The 19,260-nt window shown below is 54.3% G+C and carries 16 protein-coding genes and 2 tRNA genes; 14 read left to right on the top strand and 4 right to left on the bottom strand.

What is annotated here, in order from left to right; genetic code table 11:
* Positions 1-139: 139 nt before the first annotated feature.
* Together secG and AC2T6E_RS14250 are read left to right on the top strand one after the other, a co-directional pair.
* Positions 140-472, top strand: coding sequence for a preprotein translocase subunit SecG (secG, locus tag AC2T6E_RS14255; protein ID WP_003861803.1), 333 nt, complete (start codon positions 140-142; stop codon positions 470-472).
* Between the two features lie 9 nt (positions 473-481).
* A tRNA-Leu gene (locus AC2T6E_RS14250) sits at positions 482-568 on the top strand.
* Between the two features lie 187 nt (positions 569-755).
* Here AC2T6E_RS14250 and argG read toward each other — a convergent pair.
* Positions 756-2,102 (bottom strand): argininosuccinate synthase, encoded by a 1,347-nt coding sequence (argG, locus tag AC2T6E_RS14245; protein ID WP_006178761.1) that lies wholly within the window; start codon positions 2,100-2,102, stop codon positions 756-758.
* Between the two features lie 287 nt (positions 2,103-2,389).
* Here argG and AC2T6E_RS14240 point away from each other — a divergent pair.
* The 12 genes from AC2T6E_RS14240 to mtr all read left to right on the top strand — a co-directional run bounded on the left by AC2T6E_RS14240 (position 2,390) and on the right by mtr (position 16,069).
* Positions 2,390-2,466: transfer RNA gene (locus tag AC2T6E_RS14240), tRNA-Met, on the top strand.
* A gap of 207 nt (positions 2,467-2,673) precedes the next feature.
* On the top strand, positions 2,674-3,126 hold the full coding sequence (gene rimP, locus AC2T6E_RS14235) for a ribosome maturation factor RimP (RefSeq protein WP_032639709.1): 453 nt from the start codon (positions 2,674-2,676) through the stop codon (positions 3,124-3,126).
* 28 nt (positions 3,127-3,154) lie between these two features.
* Positions 3,155-4,657: a transcription termination factor NusA gene (gene nusA, locus AC2T6E_RS14230; RefSeq protein ID WP_486692247.1), complete on the top strand. Its 1,503-nt coding sequence runs from the start codon at positions 3,155-3,157 to the stop codon at positions 4,655-4,657.
* A 24-nt stretch (positions 4,658-4,681) separates the two neighbouring features.
* On the top strand, positions 4,682-7,369 hold the full coding sequence (infB, locus tag AC2T6E_RS14225; protein WP_089599828.1) for a translation initiation factor IF-2: 2,688 nt from the start codon (positions 4,682-4,684) through the stop codon (positions 7,367-7,369).
* Positions 7,370-7,458: 89 nt separating this feature from the next.
* Positions 7,459-7,863: a 30S ribosome-binding factor RbfA gene (gene rbfA / locus AC2T6E_RS14220; RefSeq protein ID WP_010435986.1), complete on the top strand. Its 405-nt coding sequence runs from the start codon at positions 7,459-7,461 to the stop codon at positions 7,861-7,863.
* The gene (gene truB, locus AC2T6E_RS14215) at positions 7,863-8,813 is read left to right on the top strand and encodes a tRNA pseudouridine(55) synthase TruB (protein ID WP_108416131.1); all 951 of its coding nucleotides are present in this window, start codon (positions 7,863-7,865) and stop codon (positions 8,811-8,813) included. The genes rbfA and truB overlap by 1 nt, the downstream gene beginning before the upstream one ends.
* 155 nt (positions 8,814-8,968) lie before the next feature.
* Entirely contained in the window at positions 8,969-9,238 is a 270-nt protein-coding gene (gene rpsO / locus AC2T6E_RS14210) for a 30S ribosomal protein S15 (RefSeq protein WP_003861789.1), read from the top strand.
* Positions 9,239-9,480: 242 nt separating this feature from the next.
* The gene (gene pnp / locus AC2T6E_RS14205) at positions 9,481-11,613 is read left to right on the top strand and encodes a polyribonucleotide nucleotidyltransferase (RefSeq protein ID WP_486692244.1); all 2,133 of its coding nucleotides are present in this window, start codon (positions 9,481-9,483) and stop codon (positions 11,611-11,613) included.
* A 109-nt stretch (positions 11,614-11,722) separates the two neighbouring features.
* Complete coding sequence (gene nlpI / locus AC2T6E_RS14200; RefSeq protein WP_003861782.1) at positions 11,723-12,607, top strand: lipoprotein NlpI; 885 nt, start codon at positions 11,723-11,725, stop codon at positions 12,605-12,607.
* A 107-nt stretch (positions 12,608-12,714) separates the two neighbouring features.
* A complete protein-coding gene (gene yrbN / locus AC2T6E_RS14195) occupies positions 12,715-12,795 on the top strand; it encodes a protein YrbN (protein WP_097397692.1) in 81 nt (26 codons plus the stop codon).
* On the top strand, positions 12,788-14,683 hold the full coding sequence (locus AC2T6E_RS14190; protein WP_316383023.1) for a DEAD/DEAH family ATP-dependent RNA helicase: 1,896 nt from the start codon (positions 12,788-12,790) through the stop codon (positions 14,681-14,683). The genes yrbN and AC2T6E_RS14190 overlap by 8 nt, the downstream gene beginning before the upstream one ends.
* 141 nt (positions 14,684-14,824) lie before the next feature.
* Entirely contained in the window at positions 14,825-16,069 is a 1,245-nt protein-coding gene (gene mtr / locus AC2T6E_RS14185) for a tryptophan permease (protein ID WP_174340074.1), read from the top strand.
* A gap of 85 nt (positions 16,070-16,154) precedes the next feature.
* Here the strand turns inward: mtr and AC2T6E_RS14180 are convergent, their stop codons facing one another.
* The 3 genes from AC2T6E_RS14180 to ubiU form a co-directional block, all read right to left on the bottom strand.
* A complete protein-coding gene (locus AC2T6E_RS14180; protein WP_486692241.1) occupies positions 16,155-17,162 on the bottom strand; it encodes a luciferase-like monooxygenase in 1,008 nt (335 codons plus the stop codon).
* Between the two features lie 78 nt (positions 17,163-17,240).
* Complete coding sequence (locus tag AC2T6E_RS14175; protein WP_042715089.1) at positions 17,241-18,119, bottom strand: U32 family peptidase; 879 nt, start codon at positions 18,117-18,119, stop codon at positions 17,241-17,243.
* Positions 18,120-18,126: 7 nt separating this feature from the next.
* Positions 18,127-19,122, bottom strand: a complete 996-nt coding sequence (gene ubiU, locus AC2T6E_RS14170; RefSeq protein WP_174340076.1) for a ubiquinone anaerobic biosynthesis protein UbiU — start codon at positions 19,120-19,122, stop codon at positions 18,127-18,129.
* Positions 19,123-19,260: the final 138 nt, after the last annotated feature.

The raw sequence follows: 19,260 nt of genomic DNA, 5'->3' as shown, positions 1-19,260 counted from the left end.
TTGATACAATGCGTCGAAAATGCCCTTGCGAAGGTCATTCGCTTTGGTTAGTATTCACACCCGCTTCAGTGGGAAACAAAAATCCTGCTAATTGGTCGAAGCATTGGTATGCGGCAAATCCGCAAGGAACAGGTTGATTATGTACGAAGCTCTTTTAGTTATTTTCCTTATTGTAGCCATCGCTCTTGTAGCGCTGATCATGCTGCAGCAAGGTAAAGGCGCTGATATGGGAGCCTCCTTCGGAGCAGGCGCTTCCGGTACGCTGTTTGGTTCAAGTGGTTCTGCGAACTTCATGACCCGTACGACGGCGATTCTGGCTACGCTGTTCTTCATCATCAGTCTGGTGCTGGGTAATATCAACAGCAACAAGACCAGTAAAGGAAGCGAGTGGGAAAATCTGAGCGCGCCAGCGAAAACTGAGCAAACTCAGCCAGCTGCACCGGCTAAGCCGACCAGCGATATCCCGCAGTAAGTATTCCGTACCGAGGTGGTGGAATTGGTAGACACGCTACCTTGAGGTGGTAGTGCCCTAACGGGCTTGTGGGTTCGAGTCCCATCCTCGGTACCAATATTCCAGAAGAAAGACGTCGCAAGACGTCTTTTTTTTCGTCTGTATATCGTTTGTCTCCGATCTTTTGTAGGGCGGGTAAGCGCAGCGCCACCCGCCATGTTGCCCGGTGGCGCTGCGCTTACCGGGCCTACGAAGAGCATAAAAAAGGCGCCCATTGGGCGCCTTCTGCATTTCTGAGTAACTATTACTTCTTATCGCTGTGTTCCAGGTTTTCAACCTGCGGCAGGCCGTTACCGGAACTGGCGGAGAGCAGGCCATTCTCAACATAGTTGAACAGCTTCTCGCGGGTATCGGTGATGTCCAGGTTACGCATGGTCAGTTGACCGATACGGTCATCCGGAGAGAAGACCGAATCACCTTTCTCCATGGTTAGACGTTCTGCTTTATAGGTCAGGTTGTCAGACACGGTATTCAGGATGGAGTAGTCATTGCCGCGACGCAGTTCCAGCGTTACTTCACCAGTGATCGCGCTTGCCACCCAACGCTGCAGTGCATCACGCAGCATCAGCGCCTGCGGATCGAACCAGCGGCCCTGGTACAGCAGTTTACCCAACTGACGACCATGAGAGTGATACTGTTCAATAGTGTCTTCGTTATGAATACCGGTCAGCAGGCGCTCGTAAGCGATGTGCAGCAGCGCCATTCCCGGGGCTTCATAGATGCCACGGCTTTTCGCTTCGATGATACGGTTTTCAATCTGATCGCTCATGCCCAGACCGTGACGACCGCCAATGCGGTTAGCTTCCAGCATCAGCTCAACGTCGTCTGAGAACGTTTTACCGTTCAGCGCAACCGGATGGCCGCGCTCGAAGCGTACGGTGACTTCTTCAGCCTGAATTTTGACGTTCTCGTCCCAGAACTTCACGCCCATGATCGGGTTAACGATCTTCACGCTGGAGTTCAGGAATTCCAGGTCTTTCGCTTCGTGCGTTGCACCTAGCATATTGGAGTCGGTGGAGTACGCTTTTTCGACGGACATCTTATAGTCAAAACCGCAGGCAATCATGAATTCAGACATCTCATGACGACCACCCAGTTCGTCGATGAAGTCGGTATCCAGCCACGGTTTGTAAATCTGCAGCTCGGCGTTGGTCAGCAGGCCATAACGATAGAAACGTTCGATATCGTTGCCTTTATAGGTACTGCCGTCACCCCAGATATTCACGCCATCTTCTTTCATGGCGGCAACCAGCATGGTGCCCGTCACGGCGCGGCCCAGCGGAGTGGTATTGAAATAGGTCAGGCCGCCAGTGGTGTTATGAAAAGCACCGCACTGAATCGCAGCGATACCTTCGGCTACCAGTTGCTTGCGGCAGTCAATCAGTCGTGCGTTCTCTGCGCCATACTCCATGGCACGACGAGGGATCGCGTCATAATCTTCCTCATCTGGCTGTCCCAGGTTCGCAGTATATGCATACGGAACCGCTCCCTTTTGGCGCATCCACAGCAGTGCAGCGCTGGTATCCAGGCCGCCTGAGAAAGCGATGCCAATACGTTGTCCTACCGGAAGATGCTTGAGAATCGTCGTCATATAATAAAACCCTGCTTGATTGACTGATTAGAGACCGTTTTCGCTCTCTTGTGCATTTTTATGCAAAATAAGTGAGTATTCATTTAATCATCTTTTGCCGAAGACCGGAAGAGACTCATGCGTTTTTTGTAAAAAATTTGGTCTAATCGATCTGGCGGAAGTCGCCTTGACAGGCAGGGTCAACTATCAATATACTGAACGCCGATTTTACGTCCCGTCTTCGGTACCAAATCCCAGCATTATTTGCATTTTCTACCTAAAACGCGTAGAATTTGCCACGTTTCAGGCGCGGGGTGGAGCAGCCTGGTAGCTCGTCGGGCTCATAACCCGAAGGTCGTCGGTTCAAATCCGGCCCCCGCAACCACTTTCCCATAAAGTTCTTTTTCAAATATACTGTGAAGACTTAGAGCCTTCGTAGCTGGATTTGAAAAAATTCTTTCGGAGAGTGCTCCAGGCCACAGTTGTGGCTATAGGGTTCAGTTATCTAAAGCCCCGATTTATCGGGGTTTTTTGTTATCTGACTACAGAATAACTGGGCTTTACGCCCTTTTTTTATGTCTTGGGGGTGGGCTTGTCCACATTAGAGCAAAAATTAACAGAGATGATTACTGCACCGGTCGAAGCACTGGGCTACGAACTGGTCGGCATCGAATTCGTTCGCGGCCGTACATCGACGCTGCGCATCTATATTGATAGTGAAGATGGCATCAATGTTGATGATTGTGCTGATGTTAGCCACCAGGTGAGTGCGGTTCTTGATGTTGAAGACCCGATTACCGTTGCGTACAACCTGGAAGTTTCCTCACCTGGCCTCGATCGCCCGATGTTCACGGCCGAGCACTATGTGCGCTTTACCGGTGAAGAAGTGGCTCTCGTTCTGCGTATGGCCGTACAGAACCGCCGTAAATGGCAGGGAATTATCAAAGCCGTTGATGGTGAAATGATCACGGTGACAGTCGACGGCAAAGATGAAGTGTTCGCGCTGAGTAATATCCAGAAGGCGAACCTGGTTCCCCACTTTTAACAGTCTGGATTGAGGTGAAAAGCCCGCGATGAACAAAGAAATTTTGGCTGTTGTTGAAGCCGTCTCCAACGAGAAATCACTGCCGCGTGAGAAGATTTTCGAAGCGCTGGAAAGTGCACTGGCTACAGCAACCAAGAAAAAATACGAACAAGAGATCGATGTTCGCGTAGAAATCGATCGTAAAAGCGGTGACTTCGATACATTCCGTCGTTGGGTAATCGTTGAAGAAGTGACCCAGCCGACCAAAGAGATCACGCTGGAAGCCGCCCGTTTTGAAGACGAAAGTCTGAACGTGGGTGAGTACGTTGAAGATCAGATTGAATCTGTCACCTTCGACCGTATCACGACCCAGACCGCTAAACAGGTTATCGTGCAGAAAGTTCGCGAAGCCGAGCGCGCGCTGGTTGTCGATCAGTTCCGCGATCAGGAAGGCGAAATCATCACCGGTGTGGTGAAGAAAGTGAATCGCGACAACATCTCTCTGGAGATCAAATCCGAAGGGATGCCGGGTAACGCTGAAGCCGTAATCCTGCGCGAAGATATGCTGCCGCGTGAAAACTTCCGTCCAGGCGACCGTATCCGTGGTGTTCTGTACGCCGTGCGTCCTGAAGCGCGTGGTGCACAGCTGTTCGTGACCCGTTCTAAACCAGAAATGCTGGTTGAACTGTTCCGTATCGAAGTGCCGGAAATCGGTGAAGAAGTTATCGAGATCAAAGCGGCGGCTCGCGATCCGGGTTCCCGTGCGAAAATCGCGGTGAAAACCAACGACAAGCGTATCGACCCGGTCGGTGCTTGCGTCGGTATGCGCGGCGCGCGTGTTCAGGCGGTTTCGACCGAACTGGGCGGCGAGCGAATTGATATCGTTCTGTGGGACGACAACCCGGCGCAGTTCGTGATCAACGCAATGGCTCCGGCTGATGTCGCGTCTATCGTTGTTGACGAAGACAAACACACCATGGATATCGCTGTAGAAGCGGGCAACCTGGCGCAGGCGATTGGCCGTAACGGTCAGAACGTACGTCTGGCGTCACAGCTGAGCGGCTGGGAACTCAACGTGATGACCGTTGACGACCTGCAGGCTAAGCATCAGGCTGAAGCCCATGCGGCGATCGATACCTTCACTAAATACCTCGACATTGACGAAGATTTCGCCACTGTTCTGGTTGAAGAAGGTTTCTCTACGCTGGAAGAACTGGCCTATGTGCCAATGAAAGAGCTGCTGGAAATTGACGGTCTGGATGAACAGACAGTTGAAGCCCTGCGTGAACGCGCTAAAAACGCACTGACCACCCTGGCACTGGCTCAGGAAGAAAGCCTTGGCGATAAGAAGCCGGCTGATGACCTGCTGAATCTGGAAGGTCTTGATCGTGCGATTGCGTTCAAGCTGGCTGCCCGTGGTGTTTGTACGCTGGAAGATCTCGCTGAGCAAGGCGTTGATGACCTGGCTGATATCGAAGGTTTAACCGACGAGAAAGCCGGCGAGCTCATCATGGCCGCACGTAATATTTGCTGGTTCGGCGACGAAGCGTAATAAACTGTAGCAGGAAGGAACAGCATGACTGATGTAACTGTAAAATCGCTGGCTGCTGAGATTCAGACCTCCGTGGACCGCCTGGTACAGCAATTTGCTGATGCAGGGATCCCGAAGTCCGCTGATGACTCGGTGACCGCGCAAGAAAAACAAACCTTGTTAACGCATTTGAACCGTGAACACGGTTCTACGCCTGACAAGTTAACGCTGCAGCGCAAAACGCGTAGCACGTTAAACATCCCTGGTACCGGTGGCAAAAGTAAATCGGTACAAATTGAAGTCCGCAAGACGCGCACCTTTGTAAAACGTGATCCGCAAGAGGCAGAACGCCTTGCTGCGGAAGAGCAGGCACAGCGTGAAGCGGAAGAACAAGCTCAGCGTGCGGCGGAAGCAACCGCCAAACGTGAAGCAGAATTAAAAGCTGAACGTGAGGCCGCAGAAAAAGCGAAACGCGACGCAAGTGATAAAGTGAAGCGTGACGCTGCGGAAAAAGACAAAGTGAGCAATCAACAGACAGACGAAATGACCAAAACCGCCCAGGCTGAAAAAGCCCGCCGTGAAAATGAAGCTGCCGAGCTGAAGCGTAAAGCGGAAGAAGAAGCCCGCCGTAAGCTGGAAGAAGAAGCTCGCCGTGTTGCTGAAGAAGCGCGCCGTATGGCAGAAGAAAACGAGAAGAATGGCGTGAATACCGCTGAAACGACTGAAGACACCAGCGACTATCATGTGACCACTTCTCAGCACGCGCGTCAGGCTGAAGACGACAACGACCGTGAAGTTGAAGGCGGCCGTGGCCGTGGTCGTAACACCAAAGCCGCGCGTCCAGCGAAAAAAGGTAACAAGCACGCTGAATCTAAAGCTGACCGTGAAGAAGCTCGTGCAGCCGTTCGCGGTGGTAAAGGCGGCAAGCGTAAAGGTTCCGCTCTGCAGCAGGGCTTCCAGAAGCCAGCTCAGGCCGTTAACCGTGACGTTGTGATTGGTGAAACCATCACCGTTGGCGATCTGGCGAACAAGATGGCCGTTAAAGGCTCTCAGGTCATCAAAGCGATGATGAAGCTGGGTGCAATGGCGACCATCAACCAGGTCATCGACCAGGAAACCGCACAGCTGGTTGCTGAAGAGATGGGCCACAAAGTTATCCTGCGTCGTGAAAACGAGCTGGAAGAAGCAGTAATGAGCGACCGTGACACTGGCGCAGCGGCTGAACCGCGTGCACCAGTTGTGACCATCATGGGTCACGTTGACCACGGTAAAACCTCTCTGCTTGACTACATTCGCTCTACTAAAGTGGCATCCGGCGAAGCGGGTGGTATTACCCAGCACATCGGTGCTTACCATGTAGAAACCGAAAACGGCATGATCACCTTCCTGGATACCCCAGGCCACGCAGCGTTTACCTCAATGCGTGCTCGTGGTGCTCAGGCAACGGATATCGTTGTACTGGTTGTTGCGGCAGACGATGGCGTGATGCCACAGACCATTGAAGCTATCCAGCACGCAAAAGCGGCGCAGGTACCTCTGGTTGTTGCAGTCAACAAAATCGATAAGCCAGAAGCCGATATGGATCGCGTGAAGAACGAACTGTCTCAGTACGGCGTTATGCCGGAAGAGTGGGGCGGTGAAGCACAGTTCATCCCAGTATCTGCAAAAGCAGGTACCGGTATTGACGACCTGCTGAACGCTATCCTGCTGCAGGCTGAAGTTCTGGAGCTCAAAGCGGTTCGTAAAGGTATGGCAAGCGGCGCGGTTATCGAATCCTTCCTGGATAAAGGTCGTGGTCCGGTTGCAACCGTTCTGGTTCGCGAAGGCACGCTGAACAAAGGCGACATCGTTCTGTGTGGTTTCGAATACGGCCGCGTTCGTGCGATGCGTAACGAACTGGGTCAGGAAGTGCTGGAAGCGGGTCCGTCCATTCCAGTGGAAATCCTGGGCCTATCTGGTGTTCCGGCTGCCGGTGACGAAGTGACCGTTGTGCGTGACGAGAAGAAAGCGCGTGAAGTTGCACTGTATCGTCAGGGTAAATTCCGTGAAGTTAAACTGGCTCGTCAGCAGAAATCTAAACTCGAGAACATGTTCGCGAACATGACCGAGGGCGAAGTTCACGAAGTGAACGTTGTTCTGAAAGCTGACGTTCAGGGTTCTGTGGAAGCGATCTCCGACTCCTTGCTGAAACTGTCTACCGACGAAGTGAAAGTGAAGATCATCGGTTCTGGCGTAGGTGGTATCACCGAAACCGACGCAACCCTGGCTGCTGCCTCTAACGCTATCCTGGTTGGCTTCAACGTTCGTGCGGATGCGTCTGCGCGTAAAGTGATTGAAGCTGAAAGCCTGGATCTGCGCTACTACTCCGTCATCTATAACCTGATCGACGAAGTGAAAGCAGCGATGAGCGGCATGCTGTCTCCTGAGCTGAAACAGCAGATCATCGGTCTGGCTGAAGTACGTGACGTGTTCAAATCACCGAAATTCGGTGCGATCGCGGGCTGTATGGTTACCGAAGGTAACATCAAGCGTCACAACCCAATCCGCGTACTGCGTGACAACGTGGTTATCTACGAAGGCGAGCTGGAATCCCTGCGCCGCTTCAAAGATGACGTTAACGAAGTCCGTAACGGCATGGAATGTGGTATCGGCGTGAAGAACTACAACGACGTTCGCGTTGGCGATATGATCGAAGTGTTCGAGATCATCGAAATTCAGCGTACCATCGCTTAATTACCGATTGTAAGCCGGGATCGCCTCGCGCCACCCGGCAATAATTTTAAAAGGGGCTTTTAGCCCCTTTTTTGTCTGGAGAATTTATTATGGCGAAAGAATTTGGTCGCCCTCAGCGCGTAGCGCAGGAAATGCAAAAAGAGATCGCGCTCATCCTGCAGCGCGAAATCAAAGACCCGCGTATTGGTATGATGACCACCGTGTCTGGCGTTGAGATGTCCCGCGATCTGGCGTATGCCAAAGTGTTCGTGACTTTCCTGAACGATCAGGACGAAGCCGCGGTGAAAAACGGCATTAAAGCGCTGCAGGAAGCCTCTGGTTTCATCCGCTCTCTGCTCGGCAAAGCGATGCGTCTGCGTATCGTGCCTGAGCTGACCTTCTTCTACGATAACTCGCTGGTAGAAGGTATGCGCATGTCCAACCTGGTGACCAGCGTGGTGAAACATGACGATGAGCGTCGTGTGAACCCAGCGGACGACAGCAAGGAGGACTGATGAGTCGTCCTCGTCGTCGCGGTCGCGACGTGCATGGCGTACTGCTGCTGGATAAACCGCAGGGCGCATCCAGCAACGACGTACTGCAAAAAGTGAAGCGTATTTTTAACGCCAACCGTGCGGGCCATACGGGCGCGCTGGATCCGCTGGCGACCGGTATGCTGCCGGTTTGCCTGGGAGAGGCGACAAAGTTCTCCCAGTATCTGCTGGATTCCGATAAGCGTTATCGCGTTATCGCTAAACTGGGCCAGCGCACGGATACCTCCGACGCGGATGGCCAGGTAGTCGAAGAGCGCCCGGTGACCTTCAGCGCAGAGCAGCTTGATGCGGCGCTGGAAAGCTTCCGTGGTGACACGATGCAGGTGCCGTCGATGTATTCGGCGCTGAAATATCAGGGCAAGAAGCTCTACGAATATGCGCGCCAGGGCATCGACGTTCCGCGTGAAGCCCGTCCGATTACCGTGTATGAACTGCTGTTCATTCGCCATGAAGGCGATGAGCTGGAGCTGGAAGTACACTGTTCGAAAGGCACCTATATTCGTACCATCATCGATGACCTCGGTGAAAAGCTGGGCTGCGGGGCGCATGTGATTTACTTGCGTCGTCTGGCTGTCAGCAAGTATCCGGTCGAACGCATGGTGACGCTTGAGCATCTTCGCGAGCTGGTTGAACAGGCGGAAGTGCAGGGAAAAGCGCCAGCAGAATTGCTGGATCCCTTGCTGATGCCAATGGACAGTCCGGCGGCGGACTTCCCGATCGTTAATCTTCCTTTAACATCGTCCGTTTACTTTAAGAACGGCAACCCGGTTCGTACGGCGGATGCGCCGCTTGAAGGGCTGGTACGCGTGACGGAAGGCGACGACGGGAAATTCATCGGTATGGGCGAAATGGACGGTGAAGGGCGCGTTGCGCCGCGTCGTCTGGTCGTCGAGTATCCGATCGAAGCGTGACGGCGATAACACCTCACCTTGCGATAAGCAGGGGAGACGAGTAGAATATCGCCGCTTAACGATCTGCAAATTGTTTAACAATTTGTTGGTCGTATACTGGGATTGCTGAATTAGAGATCGGCATCCTTACATTCTTTATATTCTGGAGTTTGAAAATGTCTCTAAGCGTTGAAGCTAAAGCTAAAATCGTTTCTGAGTTTGGTCGTGGTACTAACGACAGCGGTTCTACCGAAGTTCAGGTTGCACTGCTGACTGCACAGATTAACCACCTGCAGGGTCACTTTGCAGAGCACAAAAAAGATCACCACAGCCGTCGTGGTCTGCTGCGTATGGTTTCTCAGCGTCGTAAACTGCTCGACTACCTGAAACGTAAAGATGTTGCACGTTACACCGCGCTGATCGAGCGTCTGGGTCTGCGTCGCTAAGTCTTGCGAGTTTCAGAAAAGGGGGCCTGATGGCCCCTTTTTTCAACCAGACGGCAGCAATTCACTGGAAACTATTGTATTGTTGCTATAAATGATCTTCATTGCAGAGGTTCGCGCGGCTAATGAGAGGCTTCACCCATGGGGGTGTCGGTTGTCATTAGTCGCGAGGATGCGAAGAAGGTCGGGTTAAATCGTCAGCACACCTGTGGTGTGCTGTCATACATTTAAGAAAGGACAGAACTTTGCTGAATCCGATCGTTCGTAAATTCCAGTATGGTCAACATACCGTCACGCTGGAAACCGGCATGATGGCACGTCAGGCTACTGCTGCCGTTATGGTAAGCATGGATGACACCGCGGTATTCGTTACCGTTGTTGGCCAGAAAAAAGCTAAACCAGGTCAGGACTTCTTCCCGCTGACCGTTAACTACCAGGAGCGTACCTACGCTGCCGGTAAAATCCCGGGTGGTTTCTTCCGTCGTGAAGGCCGTCCAAGCGAAGGCGAAACCCTGATCGCGCGTCTGATTGACCGCCCGGTTCGTCCACTGTTCCCGGAAGGCTTCGTTAACGAAGTACAGGTTATCGCGACCGTTGTTTCCGTTAACCCACAGGTTAACCCGGACATCGTTGCTATGATCGGCGCATCTGCTGCCCTGTCACTGTCTGGTATTCCATTCAATGGCCCAATCGGTGCCGCGCGCGTTGGCTACATCAACGACCAGTACGTGCTGAACCCAACCCAGGAAGAGCTGAAAGAAAGTAAGCTGGACCTGGTGGTTGCCGGTACTGAAGCAGCGGTTCTGATGGTTGAATCCGAAGCTGAACTGCTGAGCGAAGACCAGATGCTGGGCGCTGTGGTATTTGGCCACGACCAGCAGCAGATCGTTATCCAGAACATCAACGACCTGGTGAAAGAAGCCGGTAAACCACGTTGGGACTGGCAGCCAGAAGCGGTTAACGACGCGCTGAATGAACGCGTTGCTGCACTGGCAGGCACACGTCTGAGCGATGCATACCGCATCACCGACAAACAAGAGCGTTACGCTCAGGTTGACGTCATCAAATCTGAAACCATCGCGACGCTGTTGGCTGAAGATGAATCCCTGGATGCTAACGAGCTGAGCGAAATTCTGCACGCTATCGAGAAAAACACCGTTCGTAGCCGCGTACTGGCAGGCGAACCGCGTATCGATGGCCGCGAAAAAGACATGATCCGTGGTCTGGACGTTCGTACTGGCGTACTGCCACGTACTCACGGTTCCGCACTGTTCACCCGTGGCGAAACACAGGCGCTGGTTACCGCGACCCTGGGTACCGCACGTGACGCACAGAACATCGACGAACTGATGGGCGAGCGTACTGACAGCTTCCTGTTCCACTACAACTTCCCTCCGTACTCCGTAGGTGAGACCGGTATGGTTGGCTCGCCGAAGCGTCGTGAAATTGGTCACGGTCGTCTGGCGAAGCGCGGCGTACTGGCAGTGATGCCAGAAGCTGACAAATTCCCGTACACCGTTCGTGTGGTTTCTGAAATCACCGAATCTAACGGTTCTTCTTCCATGGCTTCCGTGTGTGGTGCCTCTCTGGCGCTGATGGATGCAGGCGTACCAATCAAAGCCGCTGTGGCTGGTATCGCTATGGGTCTGGTGAAAGAAGGCGACAACTTTGTTGTTCTGTCTGACATCCTGGGCGACGAAGACCACCTGGGCGATATGGACTTCAAAGTCGCGGGTTCCCGCGAAGGTATCTCTGCGCTGCAGATGGATATCAAAATTGAAGGTATCACCAAAGAGATCATGCAGGTTGCTCTCAACCAGGCTAAAGGTGCGCGTCTGCACATCCTGGGCGTGATGGAACAGGCGATTAACGCGCCACGTGGCGACATTTCTCAGTTCGCTCCGCGTATCCACACCATCAAGATCAATCCAGACAAGATCAAAGACGTTATCGGTAAGGGCGGTTCCGTAATCCGTGCTCTGACCGAAGAGACTGGCACCACGATCGAAATCGAAGATGACGGTACTGTGAAGATCGCAGCAACCGACGGCGAAAAAGCGAAATTCGCTATCCGCCGCATCGAAGAGATCACTGCAGAGATCGAAGTGGGCCGTATCTATGCCGGTAAAGTGACCCGTATCGTTGACTTTGGCGCATTCGTTGCCATCGGTGGCGGTAAAGAAGGTCTGGTTCACATCTCTCAGATCGCTGACAAGCGCGTTGAGAAAGTGACCGATTACCTGCAGATGGGTCAGGAAGTGCCGGTTAAGGTTCTGGAAGTTGACCGTCAGGGCCGTATCCGTCTGAGCATTAAAGAAGCAACCGAGCAGTCTCCTGCCGCTGCGCCAGAAGCGCCAGCCGCAGAACAAGGCGAGTAAGGTAGCATTTGCCCTCCGCTTCGGCGGAGGGTTTATTATCAGGCAGGACGCCTTGTTAAGCCGCCGGGGGACAGGACGTTCATCCAATAGTTGTCTTCGGGAGTGGGAAATGAAGCCTTTTTTGCGCTGGTGTTTCGTTGCGACAGCTTTAACGCTGGCAGGATGCAGCAACTCTGCCTGGCGTAAGAGCGAAGTCCTCGCAGTGCCATTGCAACCGACTTTGCAGCAGGAAGTGATTCTGGCACGCATGGAACAAATTCTTGCCAGTCGGGCTTTAACCGATGACGAACGCGCACAGCTTTTATATGAGCGCGGAGTGTTGTATGATAGTCTCGGTCTGAGGGCATTAGCGCGGAATGATTTTTCACAAGCGCTGGCAATTCGACCTGATATGCCTGAAGTATTCAATTACTTAGGCATTTACTTAACGCAGGCAGGCAATTTTGATGCTGCCTATGAAGCGTTTGATTCTGTACTTGAGCTTGATCCAACTTACAACTACGCGCACTTGAATCGCGGTATCGCATTGTATTACGGCGGTCGTGATAAGTTAGCGCAAGATGATCTGCTGGCGTTTTATCAAGACGATCCTAATGATCCTTTCCGCAGCCTGTGGCTTTACATCGTTGAGCAGAAGCTCGATGAGAAGCAGGCCAAAGAAGCACTGAAACAGCGCTTCGAGAAATCGGACAAGGAACAATGGGGATGGAACATTGTCGAGTTCTACCTGGGCAACATTAGCGAAGCAACGCTAATGGAACGCCTCAAGGCGGACGCAACGGATAACACCTCGCTCGCTGAGCATCTCAGTGAAACCAACTTCTATTTAGGTAAGTATTACCTAAGTCTGGGGGATATGGACAGCGCTACGGCACTGTTCAAATTAGCGGTTGCTAACAACGTACACAACTTCGTTGAGCACCGTTATGCATTGTTGGAATTATCGCTCTTGGGCCAGGAGCAAGACGACCTGGCAGAATCGGACCAGCAATAGCTGACGACATAAACATCAGCCCGTAATCTTTTGATTGCCATCACCTTAACTGGTGAGGGCGTTGTTGTTCGTCAATACACCTACTTTGAGCCGGTTCACACTTTTCAATGAAAATTGCTAATCATTTTCACGATGAGCTAAGTAGACTGGCCGCCATTAATATCGAGGCACTTGTACTACATGGCTGAATTCGAAACCACTTTTGCAGATCTGGGCCTGAAGGCTCCTATCCTTGAAGCCCTTAACGATCTGGGTTACGAAAAACCATCTCCGATCCAGGCAGAATGTATCCCACATCTGCTCTCTGGTCGTGACGTGCTGGGCATGGCCCAGACTGGTAGCGGAAAAACCGCAGCATTCTCGCTGCCGCTGCTGAACAACATCGATCCGGACCTGCGTGCTCCGCAGATCCTCGTCCTGGCTCCAACCCGTGAACTGGCTGTTCAGGTTGCTGAAGCAATGACGGAATTCTCTAAACATATGCGCGGCGTAAACGTGGTAGCCCTGTACGGCGGCCAGCGTTATGACGTGCAGTTACGCGCCCTGCGCCAGGGCCCACAGATTGTTGTCGGTACGCCGGGCCGTCTGCTGGATCACCTGAAGCGCGGTACTCTGGACCTCTCTAAACTGAGCGGCCTGGTACTGGATGAAGCAGATGAAATGCTGCGTATGGGCTTCATCGAAGACGTCGAAACCATCATGGCGCAGATCCCGGAAGGTCATCAGACCGCTCTGTTCTCTGCAACCATGCCAGAAGCTATCCGTCGCATTACCCGCCGCTTCATGAAAGAGCCGCAGGAAGTGCGTATTCAGTCCAGCGTGACCACTCGCCCGGACATCAGCCAGAGCTACTGGTCTGTGTATGGCATGCGCAAAAACGAAGCGCTGGTACGTTTCCTGGAAGCAGAAGATTTTGATGCGGCGATCATCTTCGTTCGTACCAAAAACGCGACCCTGGAAGTGGCTGAAGCCCTGGAGCGTAGCGGCTACAACAGCGCAGCGCTGAACGGCGACATGAACCAGGCCCTGCGTGAGCAGACTCTGGAGCGTCTGAAAGACGGTCGTCTGGATATCCTGATTGCAACCGACGTGGCAGCACGTGGTCTGGACGTTGAGCGTATCAGCCTGGTTGTAAACTACGACATCCCAATGGATTCTGAGTCTTACGTTCACCGTATCGGTCGTACCGGTCGTGCGGGTCGTGCTGGCCGTGCGCTGCTGTTCGTTGAGAACCGCGAGCGTCGTCTGCTGCGTAACATTGAACGCACCATGAAGCTGACCATTCCAGAAGCTGACCTGCCAAACGCAGATCTGCTGGGCAAACGCCGTCTGGAAAAATTCGCCGCGAAAGTCCAGCAGCAGCTGGAAAGCAGCGATCTGGATCAGTACCGTGCGCTGCTGTCGCAGATTCAGCCTACCGCTGAAGGCGAAGAGCTGGATATGGAAACCCTGGCTGCAGCACTGCTGAAAATGGCTCAGGGCGAACGTAGCCTGATCGTGCCACCAGATGCGCCAATGCGTCCTAAGCGTGAATTCCGTGACCGTGACGATCGTTTCGAACGTCGTGGCGACCGTAATGACCGCAATGACCGTGGCCCACGCGGTGACCGTCCAGAGCGTGGTGGTGAAGACCGTCCACGTCGCGAGCGTCGTGACGCTGGCGAAATGGAACTGTACCGCATTGAAGTTGGCCGTGATGACGGTGTTGAAGTTCGTCATATCGTTGGCGCGATTGCTAACGAAGGCGACATCAGCAGCCGTTACATTGGTAACATCAAGCTGTTCGGTACTCACTCCACCATCGAACTGCCAAAAGGCATGCCGGGCGAAGTACTGCAGCACTTTACGCGTACTCGCATCCTGAACAAGCCGATGAACATGCAGCTGATGGGTGATGCACAGCCTCGCTCTGACCGCGGTGGCGAACGTCGTGGCGGTGGCCGCAGCTTCGGTGGCGAGCGTCGTGAAGGCGGTCGTAGCGAAGGTCGTGGTGAACCACGTCGTTTCTCCGGCGAACGCCGTGAAAGCCGTGGCCCACGTCGTGACGACAGCTCAAGCCGTCGCCGTGACGCGTAAGCCTTACGCCACTGACGTAAAGTAATATATACAGCCCCGATAATTGCTATCGGGGCTTTTTTTATTCCCTTTGTACTCTTGTACTGGTACAGTGCTGCACATTAAACTGCATACCACATTTTTGACTGGAGTAATGGCTGTATGGCGACACTAACCACCACCCAAACGTCACCCTCGCTGCTTGGCGGCGTGGTGATCATCGGCGGTACCATCATTGGTGCTGGGATGTTCTCCCTGCCAGTGGTCATGTCCGGTGCGTGGTTCTTCTGGTCGCTGGCGGCGCTGGTGTTCACCTGGTTCTGTATGCTCCACTCCGGGCTGATGATCCTTGAAGCCAACCTCAACTATCGCATTGGCTCCAGCTTCGACACCATCACCAAAGATCTGCTGGGCAAAGGCTGGAACCTGGTGAACGGGCTGTCCATCGCGTTTGTGCTCTACATCCTGACCTATGCGTATATCTCCGCGAGCGGTTCGATTCTGCATCACACTTTTGCTGAGATGTCGCTGAACGTTCCGGCGCGTCTGGCGGGGCTCTGTTTTGCACTGGGCGTGGCGTTTATCGTCTGGATGAGTACCAGGGCGGTGAGCCGCATGACGGCGATCGTGTTGGGCGCTAAGGTCATCACCTTCTTCCTGACCTTCGGCAGCCTGCTGGGGCATGTGACGCCCGCCACGCTGTTTAACGTCGCCGAAGTGAATACCTCCTACACGCCGTACCTGCTGATGACGCTGCCGTTCTGTCTGGCGTCGTTTGGTTACCACGGCAACGTGCCGAGCCTGATGAAGTACTACGGCAAAGATCCGCGCACCATTGTGAAGTGTCTGGTCTACGGTACGCTGCTGGCGCTGGGGCTGTACGTGATTTGGCTGCTGGGGACGATGGGCAACATCCCACGTCCAGAATTTATCGGCATTGCGCAGAAGGGCGGTAACATCGACGTGCTGGTGCAGGCCCTGAGCGGCGTGCTGAACAGCCGCAGCCTGGACCTGCTGCTGGTGGTCTTCTCTAACTTTGCGGTGGCGAGTTCATTCCTCGGCGTGACCCTGGGGCTGTTTGACTACCTGGCGGATCTGTTTGGCTTTGATGATTCTGCGATGGGGCGCTTCAAAACCGCGCTGCTGACCTTCCTGCCGCCGATTGTGGGTGGTCTGCTGTGGCCGAACGGTTTCCTGTACGCCATTGGCTATGCCGGGCTGGCGGCAACCATCTGGGCGGCGATTGTGCCAGCGCTGCTGGCGCGTAAATCACGTAAACGCTTCGGCAGCCCTAAATTCCGCGTCTGGGGCGGCAAGCCAATGATTGTGCTGATTCTGGTGTTTGGTGTTGGCAATGCCCTGGTACACGTGCTGTCGAGTTTTAACCTGTTGCCTGTTTACCAGTAAATACATTGCCCGGTGGCGCTACGCTTACCGGGCCTACAGGGATCGCGTAGGCCGGATAAGGCGAAGCCGCCATCCGGCAAAAAAACTACCTCACCAATTCTTCTTTCACCTGCATCGCCAGTTCAAACGAATGCAAACGCGCCTGATGATCGAAAATCTGGCCGTTAACCATAATCTCATCCGCCTGCGTTTCGCGCAGCACCGCGTCCAGCCCGTGACGCACTTTCGCTTTATCACCCACCAGCGACATGCTCAGCGCCTGCTGAACGCCATACTGTTCGGAGGCTGACCACAGCTGATGCATATTCTCCACCGGCGGCGGCAGTTGGCCCGTCTCACCGCGACGCAGCTTCACAAACGCCTGCTGCATGGAGGTAAACAGGAATTCCGCGTCGCGATTGCTGTCGGCGGCAATGATGTTGATACAGACCATCGCGTACGGCTTCTCCAGACGCTCGGACGGTTTGAAGTTCGTGCGGTAAAGATGCAACGCCTGATGCAGCATATCCGGTGCGAAGTGCGAGGCGAAGGCAAACGGCAGCCCAAGCTGCGCGGCGAGCTGTGCGCTATACAGGCTTGAGCCCAACAGCCAAACCGGGATCTTCTCACCGTAGCCCGGGACCGGGCGAACGTGCGGGTTCGGATCGCGCGCGTCGAACCAGTCCACCAGCTCGGCCACGTCGCGCGGGAAGTTGTCGATATCGCCGCTCATATGGCGGCGCAGGGCGCGCATGGTCGGCTGGTCGCTGCCCGGCGCACGACCAAGGCCCAAATCAATACGCCCCGGATAGAGAGTGTTCAGGGTGCCAAACTGCTCGGCAATCACCAGCGGGGCGTGGTTTGGCAGCATCACGCCGCCGGAGCCCAGGTGCAGGGTAGTGGTATTGGCTGCCAGATAGCCAATCAGTACCGAGGTGGCGGCGCTGGCGATGCCCACCATGTTGTGGTGCTCGGCCAGCCAGTAGCGGTGATAGCCACGCTTTTCGGCCAGCTGAGCGAGATCGAGAGAGTGCGAAAAGGCTTCTCGAGCCGAGGAACCCTGAGGGATCGGCGCCAGATCCAGCACCGAAAACGGAATGGTTTTGTCAGTCATAACAGCTCACTTTGTCGACGGTGAATCTTTAATACTGCATTAAAAAATGATAACTGTTGTTAACAAAGTGAGCCTTTTTTACGCCTGAAGTTCCAGCCCGGCGAGACGTTTCCAGTAACCGTTGCAGTCGCTGTTTGCCGTCAGTGGCAGCGGAGCGGCGCCGTTTTCATTGGCGCGGAAGGCATCCAGCATCGCGAACACGCCGGTATCCAGCGGCGACAAACGCACCATATCCACCAGCCCGTCCATCGACGCCAGCTCGTTACCGAGGTTATAGACATAGCCGCTCATGGTCTGAATGCCGTTGAGGACAAACACCTGTTGGTTTTCCTGCGACAGCATGCTGCGTCCGTTCGGGTACTTGATGCAGCAGGTTTCGCATTCGTCTTTCGGGCGGTCTTCCGAGCGCGCGGTAAAGCAGCGGGCGGAGTAGGCCAGCGGCAGATGCCCGTAGCTCAGCACTTCCACTTCAAACTGATTGCGAATGCCCAGCTCGTCGCACTGATTCAGCAGGTTTGCCAGCCAGTCGCGGGAGAGTTCAACCGGCATGCACCAGCGCGTCATCCCCTGCTTAAGCAGCAGGCGCAGGGTCACGGCGTTATAGCAGTTCAGGGCATGGCCCGCGACAAACGGCAGCTTGCGTTCAGCGCACATGTTCACCACGCCGAGGTCGCTCGCTTCCAGCAGGAATTCGCCGTTTTCGACATAGCGCTTCAGCTCGCCCAGTTCGGAAGACGCCTGCACCAGAGCAAGCGTCGAGAGCACCACCTGCTTGCCGCTTCCGGCCAGGCTTTTCGCCATATCCAGCCAGTCGCCCACTTTGGTGGCGCGGCGCTTGCTGCACACCGCTTCGCCGAGGTAAATCACATCGGCGCTGCTGGCGGCGGCCTGTTGGTAAAAATCTTCCAGCGTCTCTTTTGACCAGTAGTAGAGCACCGGTCCTAATGAATATTTCATGGTTATCTCACTGCCATTTACGGTGATACGCGCCAAGGGTGGTTTGCGTGCCTTCGGACATCGAACCGAGCGTCTCCATCCAGGCCGCCTGCGGAGCGTAGCTCTGCGGGTCCGCCATGCAGCGGTCGATGGCCTGACGCCATACTTTCGCCACCTGGCTCACGTAGGCCGGGCTGCGTTGGCGACCCTCGATTTTCACCGAGGCAATATTGGCCGCCAGCAGTTCCGGCAGCAGCTCCAGCGTGTTGAGGCTGGTTGGCTCCTCCAGCGCGTGGTAGCGCTCGCCGTCGACCAGGTAGCGGCCTTTGCATAGGGTTGGATAACCGGCGTTTTCACCGTCCTGATAGCGGTCAATCAGCACCTCATTCAGGCGAGACTCCAGCCCCTGGGGGGTCTGCTGCCAGCGAACAAAGCGGGCAGGGGAGCACGCTCCGACGGTATTCGGCGATTCACCGGTTAAATAAGAGGAGAGATAGCAGCGGCCTTCGGCCATGATGCACAGGCTGCCAAAGGCAAAAACTTCCAGCGGCACTGGCGTGACGCGCGCGAGTTGCTTAACCTGATGAATAGAGAGCACGCGCGGCAGCACCACGCGGGCCACGTCGAAGTTTTGATGATAAAAACGCACGGCTTCTTCGTTGGTGGCGGATGCCTGAACAGAGACGTGGCGCTCAATATGCGGATAGCGTTCTGCTGCATACTCAAGCATGGCAAGGTCGGCCAGGATCAGTGCATCGGCACCCAGCTGTGCCGCCATGTCCACCGCGCGCTGCCAGCGGGCGTAGCCATCAGGATGGGCAAAGGTGTTGATGGCAATGTGCAGTTTGCGGCGGTGCTGATGAACGAAGTTAACGGCTTCCTGAAGCTTTTTCTCCGTAAAGTTGAGGCCAGCAAAATGGCGAGCGTTGGTATCATCCTTTAGCCCGATATAGACCGCATCGGCCCCATTTTCGATGGCCGCCTTAAGCGCCGGAAGGTTTCCGGCAGGGCAGAGCAGCTCCATAATTTATCCTGATGTTCTCGATCGCAGGGATCGCAAAATTGTTAACGAGCTGGGATTTTAATTAACCCACAGGCGACAATTTTTGATTTAAGGCAGCTAATGGCGTATTGATGACACCAATAATGAGGTAAGCCGGAC

The organism is Enterobacter sp. B79-1 (genome assembly GCF_057444735.1).
This window is presented reverse-complemented; position numbering and strand designations above follow the sequence as displayed.

Excerpts from the sequence above, each read along its gene's own strand:
- secG (WP_003861803.1), top strand. The coding sequence starts at position 140 with ATGTACGAAGCTCTTTTAGTTATTTTCCTTATTGTAGCCATCGCTCTT.
- argG (WP_006178761.1), bottom strand. The coding sequence starts at position 2,102 with ATGACGACGATTCTCAAGCATCTTCCGGTAGGACAACGTATTGGCATC.
- nusA (WP_486692247.1), top strand. The coding sequence starts at position 3,155 with ATGAACAAAGAAATTTTGGCTGTTGTTGAAGCCGTCTCCAACGAGAAA.
- infB (WP_089599828.1), top strand. The coding sequence starts at position 4,682 with ATGACTGATGTAACTGTAAAATCGCTGGCTGCTGAGATTCAGACCTCC.
- rbfA (WP_010435986.1), top strand. The coding sequence starts at position 7,459 with ATGGCGAAAGAATTTGGTCGCCCTCAGCGCGTAGCGCAGGAAATGCAA.
- truB (WP_108416131.1), top strand. The coding sequence starts at position 7,863 with ATGAGTCGTCCTCGTCGTCGCGGTCGCGACGTGCATGGCGTACTGCTG.
- rpsO (WP_003861789.1), top strand. The coding sequence starts at position 8,969 with ATGTCTCTAAGCGTTGAAGCTAAAGCTAAAATCGTTTCTGAGTTTGGT.
- nlpI (WP_003861782.1), top strand. The coding sequence starts at position 11,723 with ATGAAGCCTTTTTTGCGCTGGTGTTTCGTTGCGACAGCTTTAACGCTG.
- yrbN (WP_097397692.1), top strand. The coding sequence starts at position 12,715 with ATGAAAATTGCTAATCATTTTCACGATGAGCTAAGTAGACTGGCCGCC.
- AC2T6E_RS14190 (WP_316383023.1), top strand. The coding sequence starts at position 12,788 with ATGGCTGAATTCGAAACCACTTTTGCAGATCTGGGCCTGAAGGCTCCT.
- mtr (WP_174340074.1), top strand. The coding sequence starts at position 14,825 with ATGGCGACACTAACCACCACCCAAACGTCACCCTCGCTGCTTGGCGGC.
- AC2T6E_RS14180 (WP_486692241.1), bottom strand. The coding sequence starts at position 17,162 with ATGACTGACAAAACCATTCCGTTTTCGGTGCTGGATCTGGCGCCGATC.
- AC2T6E_RS14175 (WP_042715089.1), bottom strand. The coding sequence starts at position 18,119 with ATGAAATATTCATTAGGACCGGTGCTCTACTACTGGTCAAAAGAGACG.
- ubiU (WP_174340076.1), bottom strand. The coding sequence starts at position 19,122 with ATGGAGCTGCTCTGCCCTGCCGGAAACCTTCCGGCGCTTAAGGCGGCC.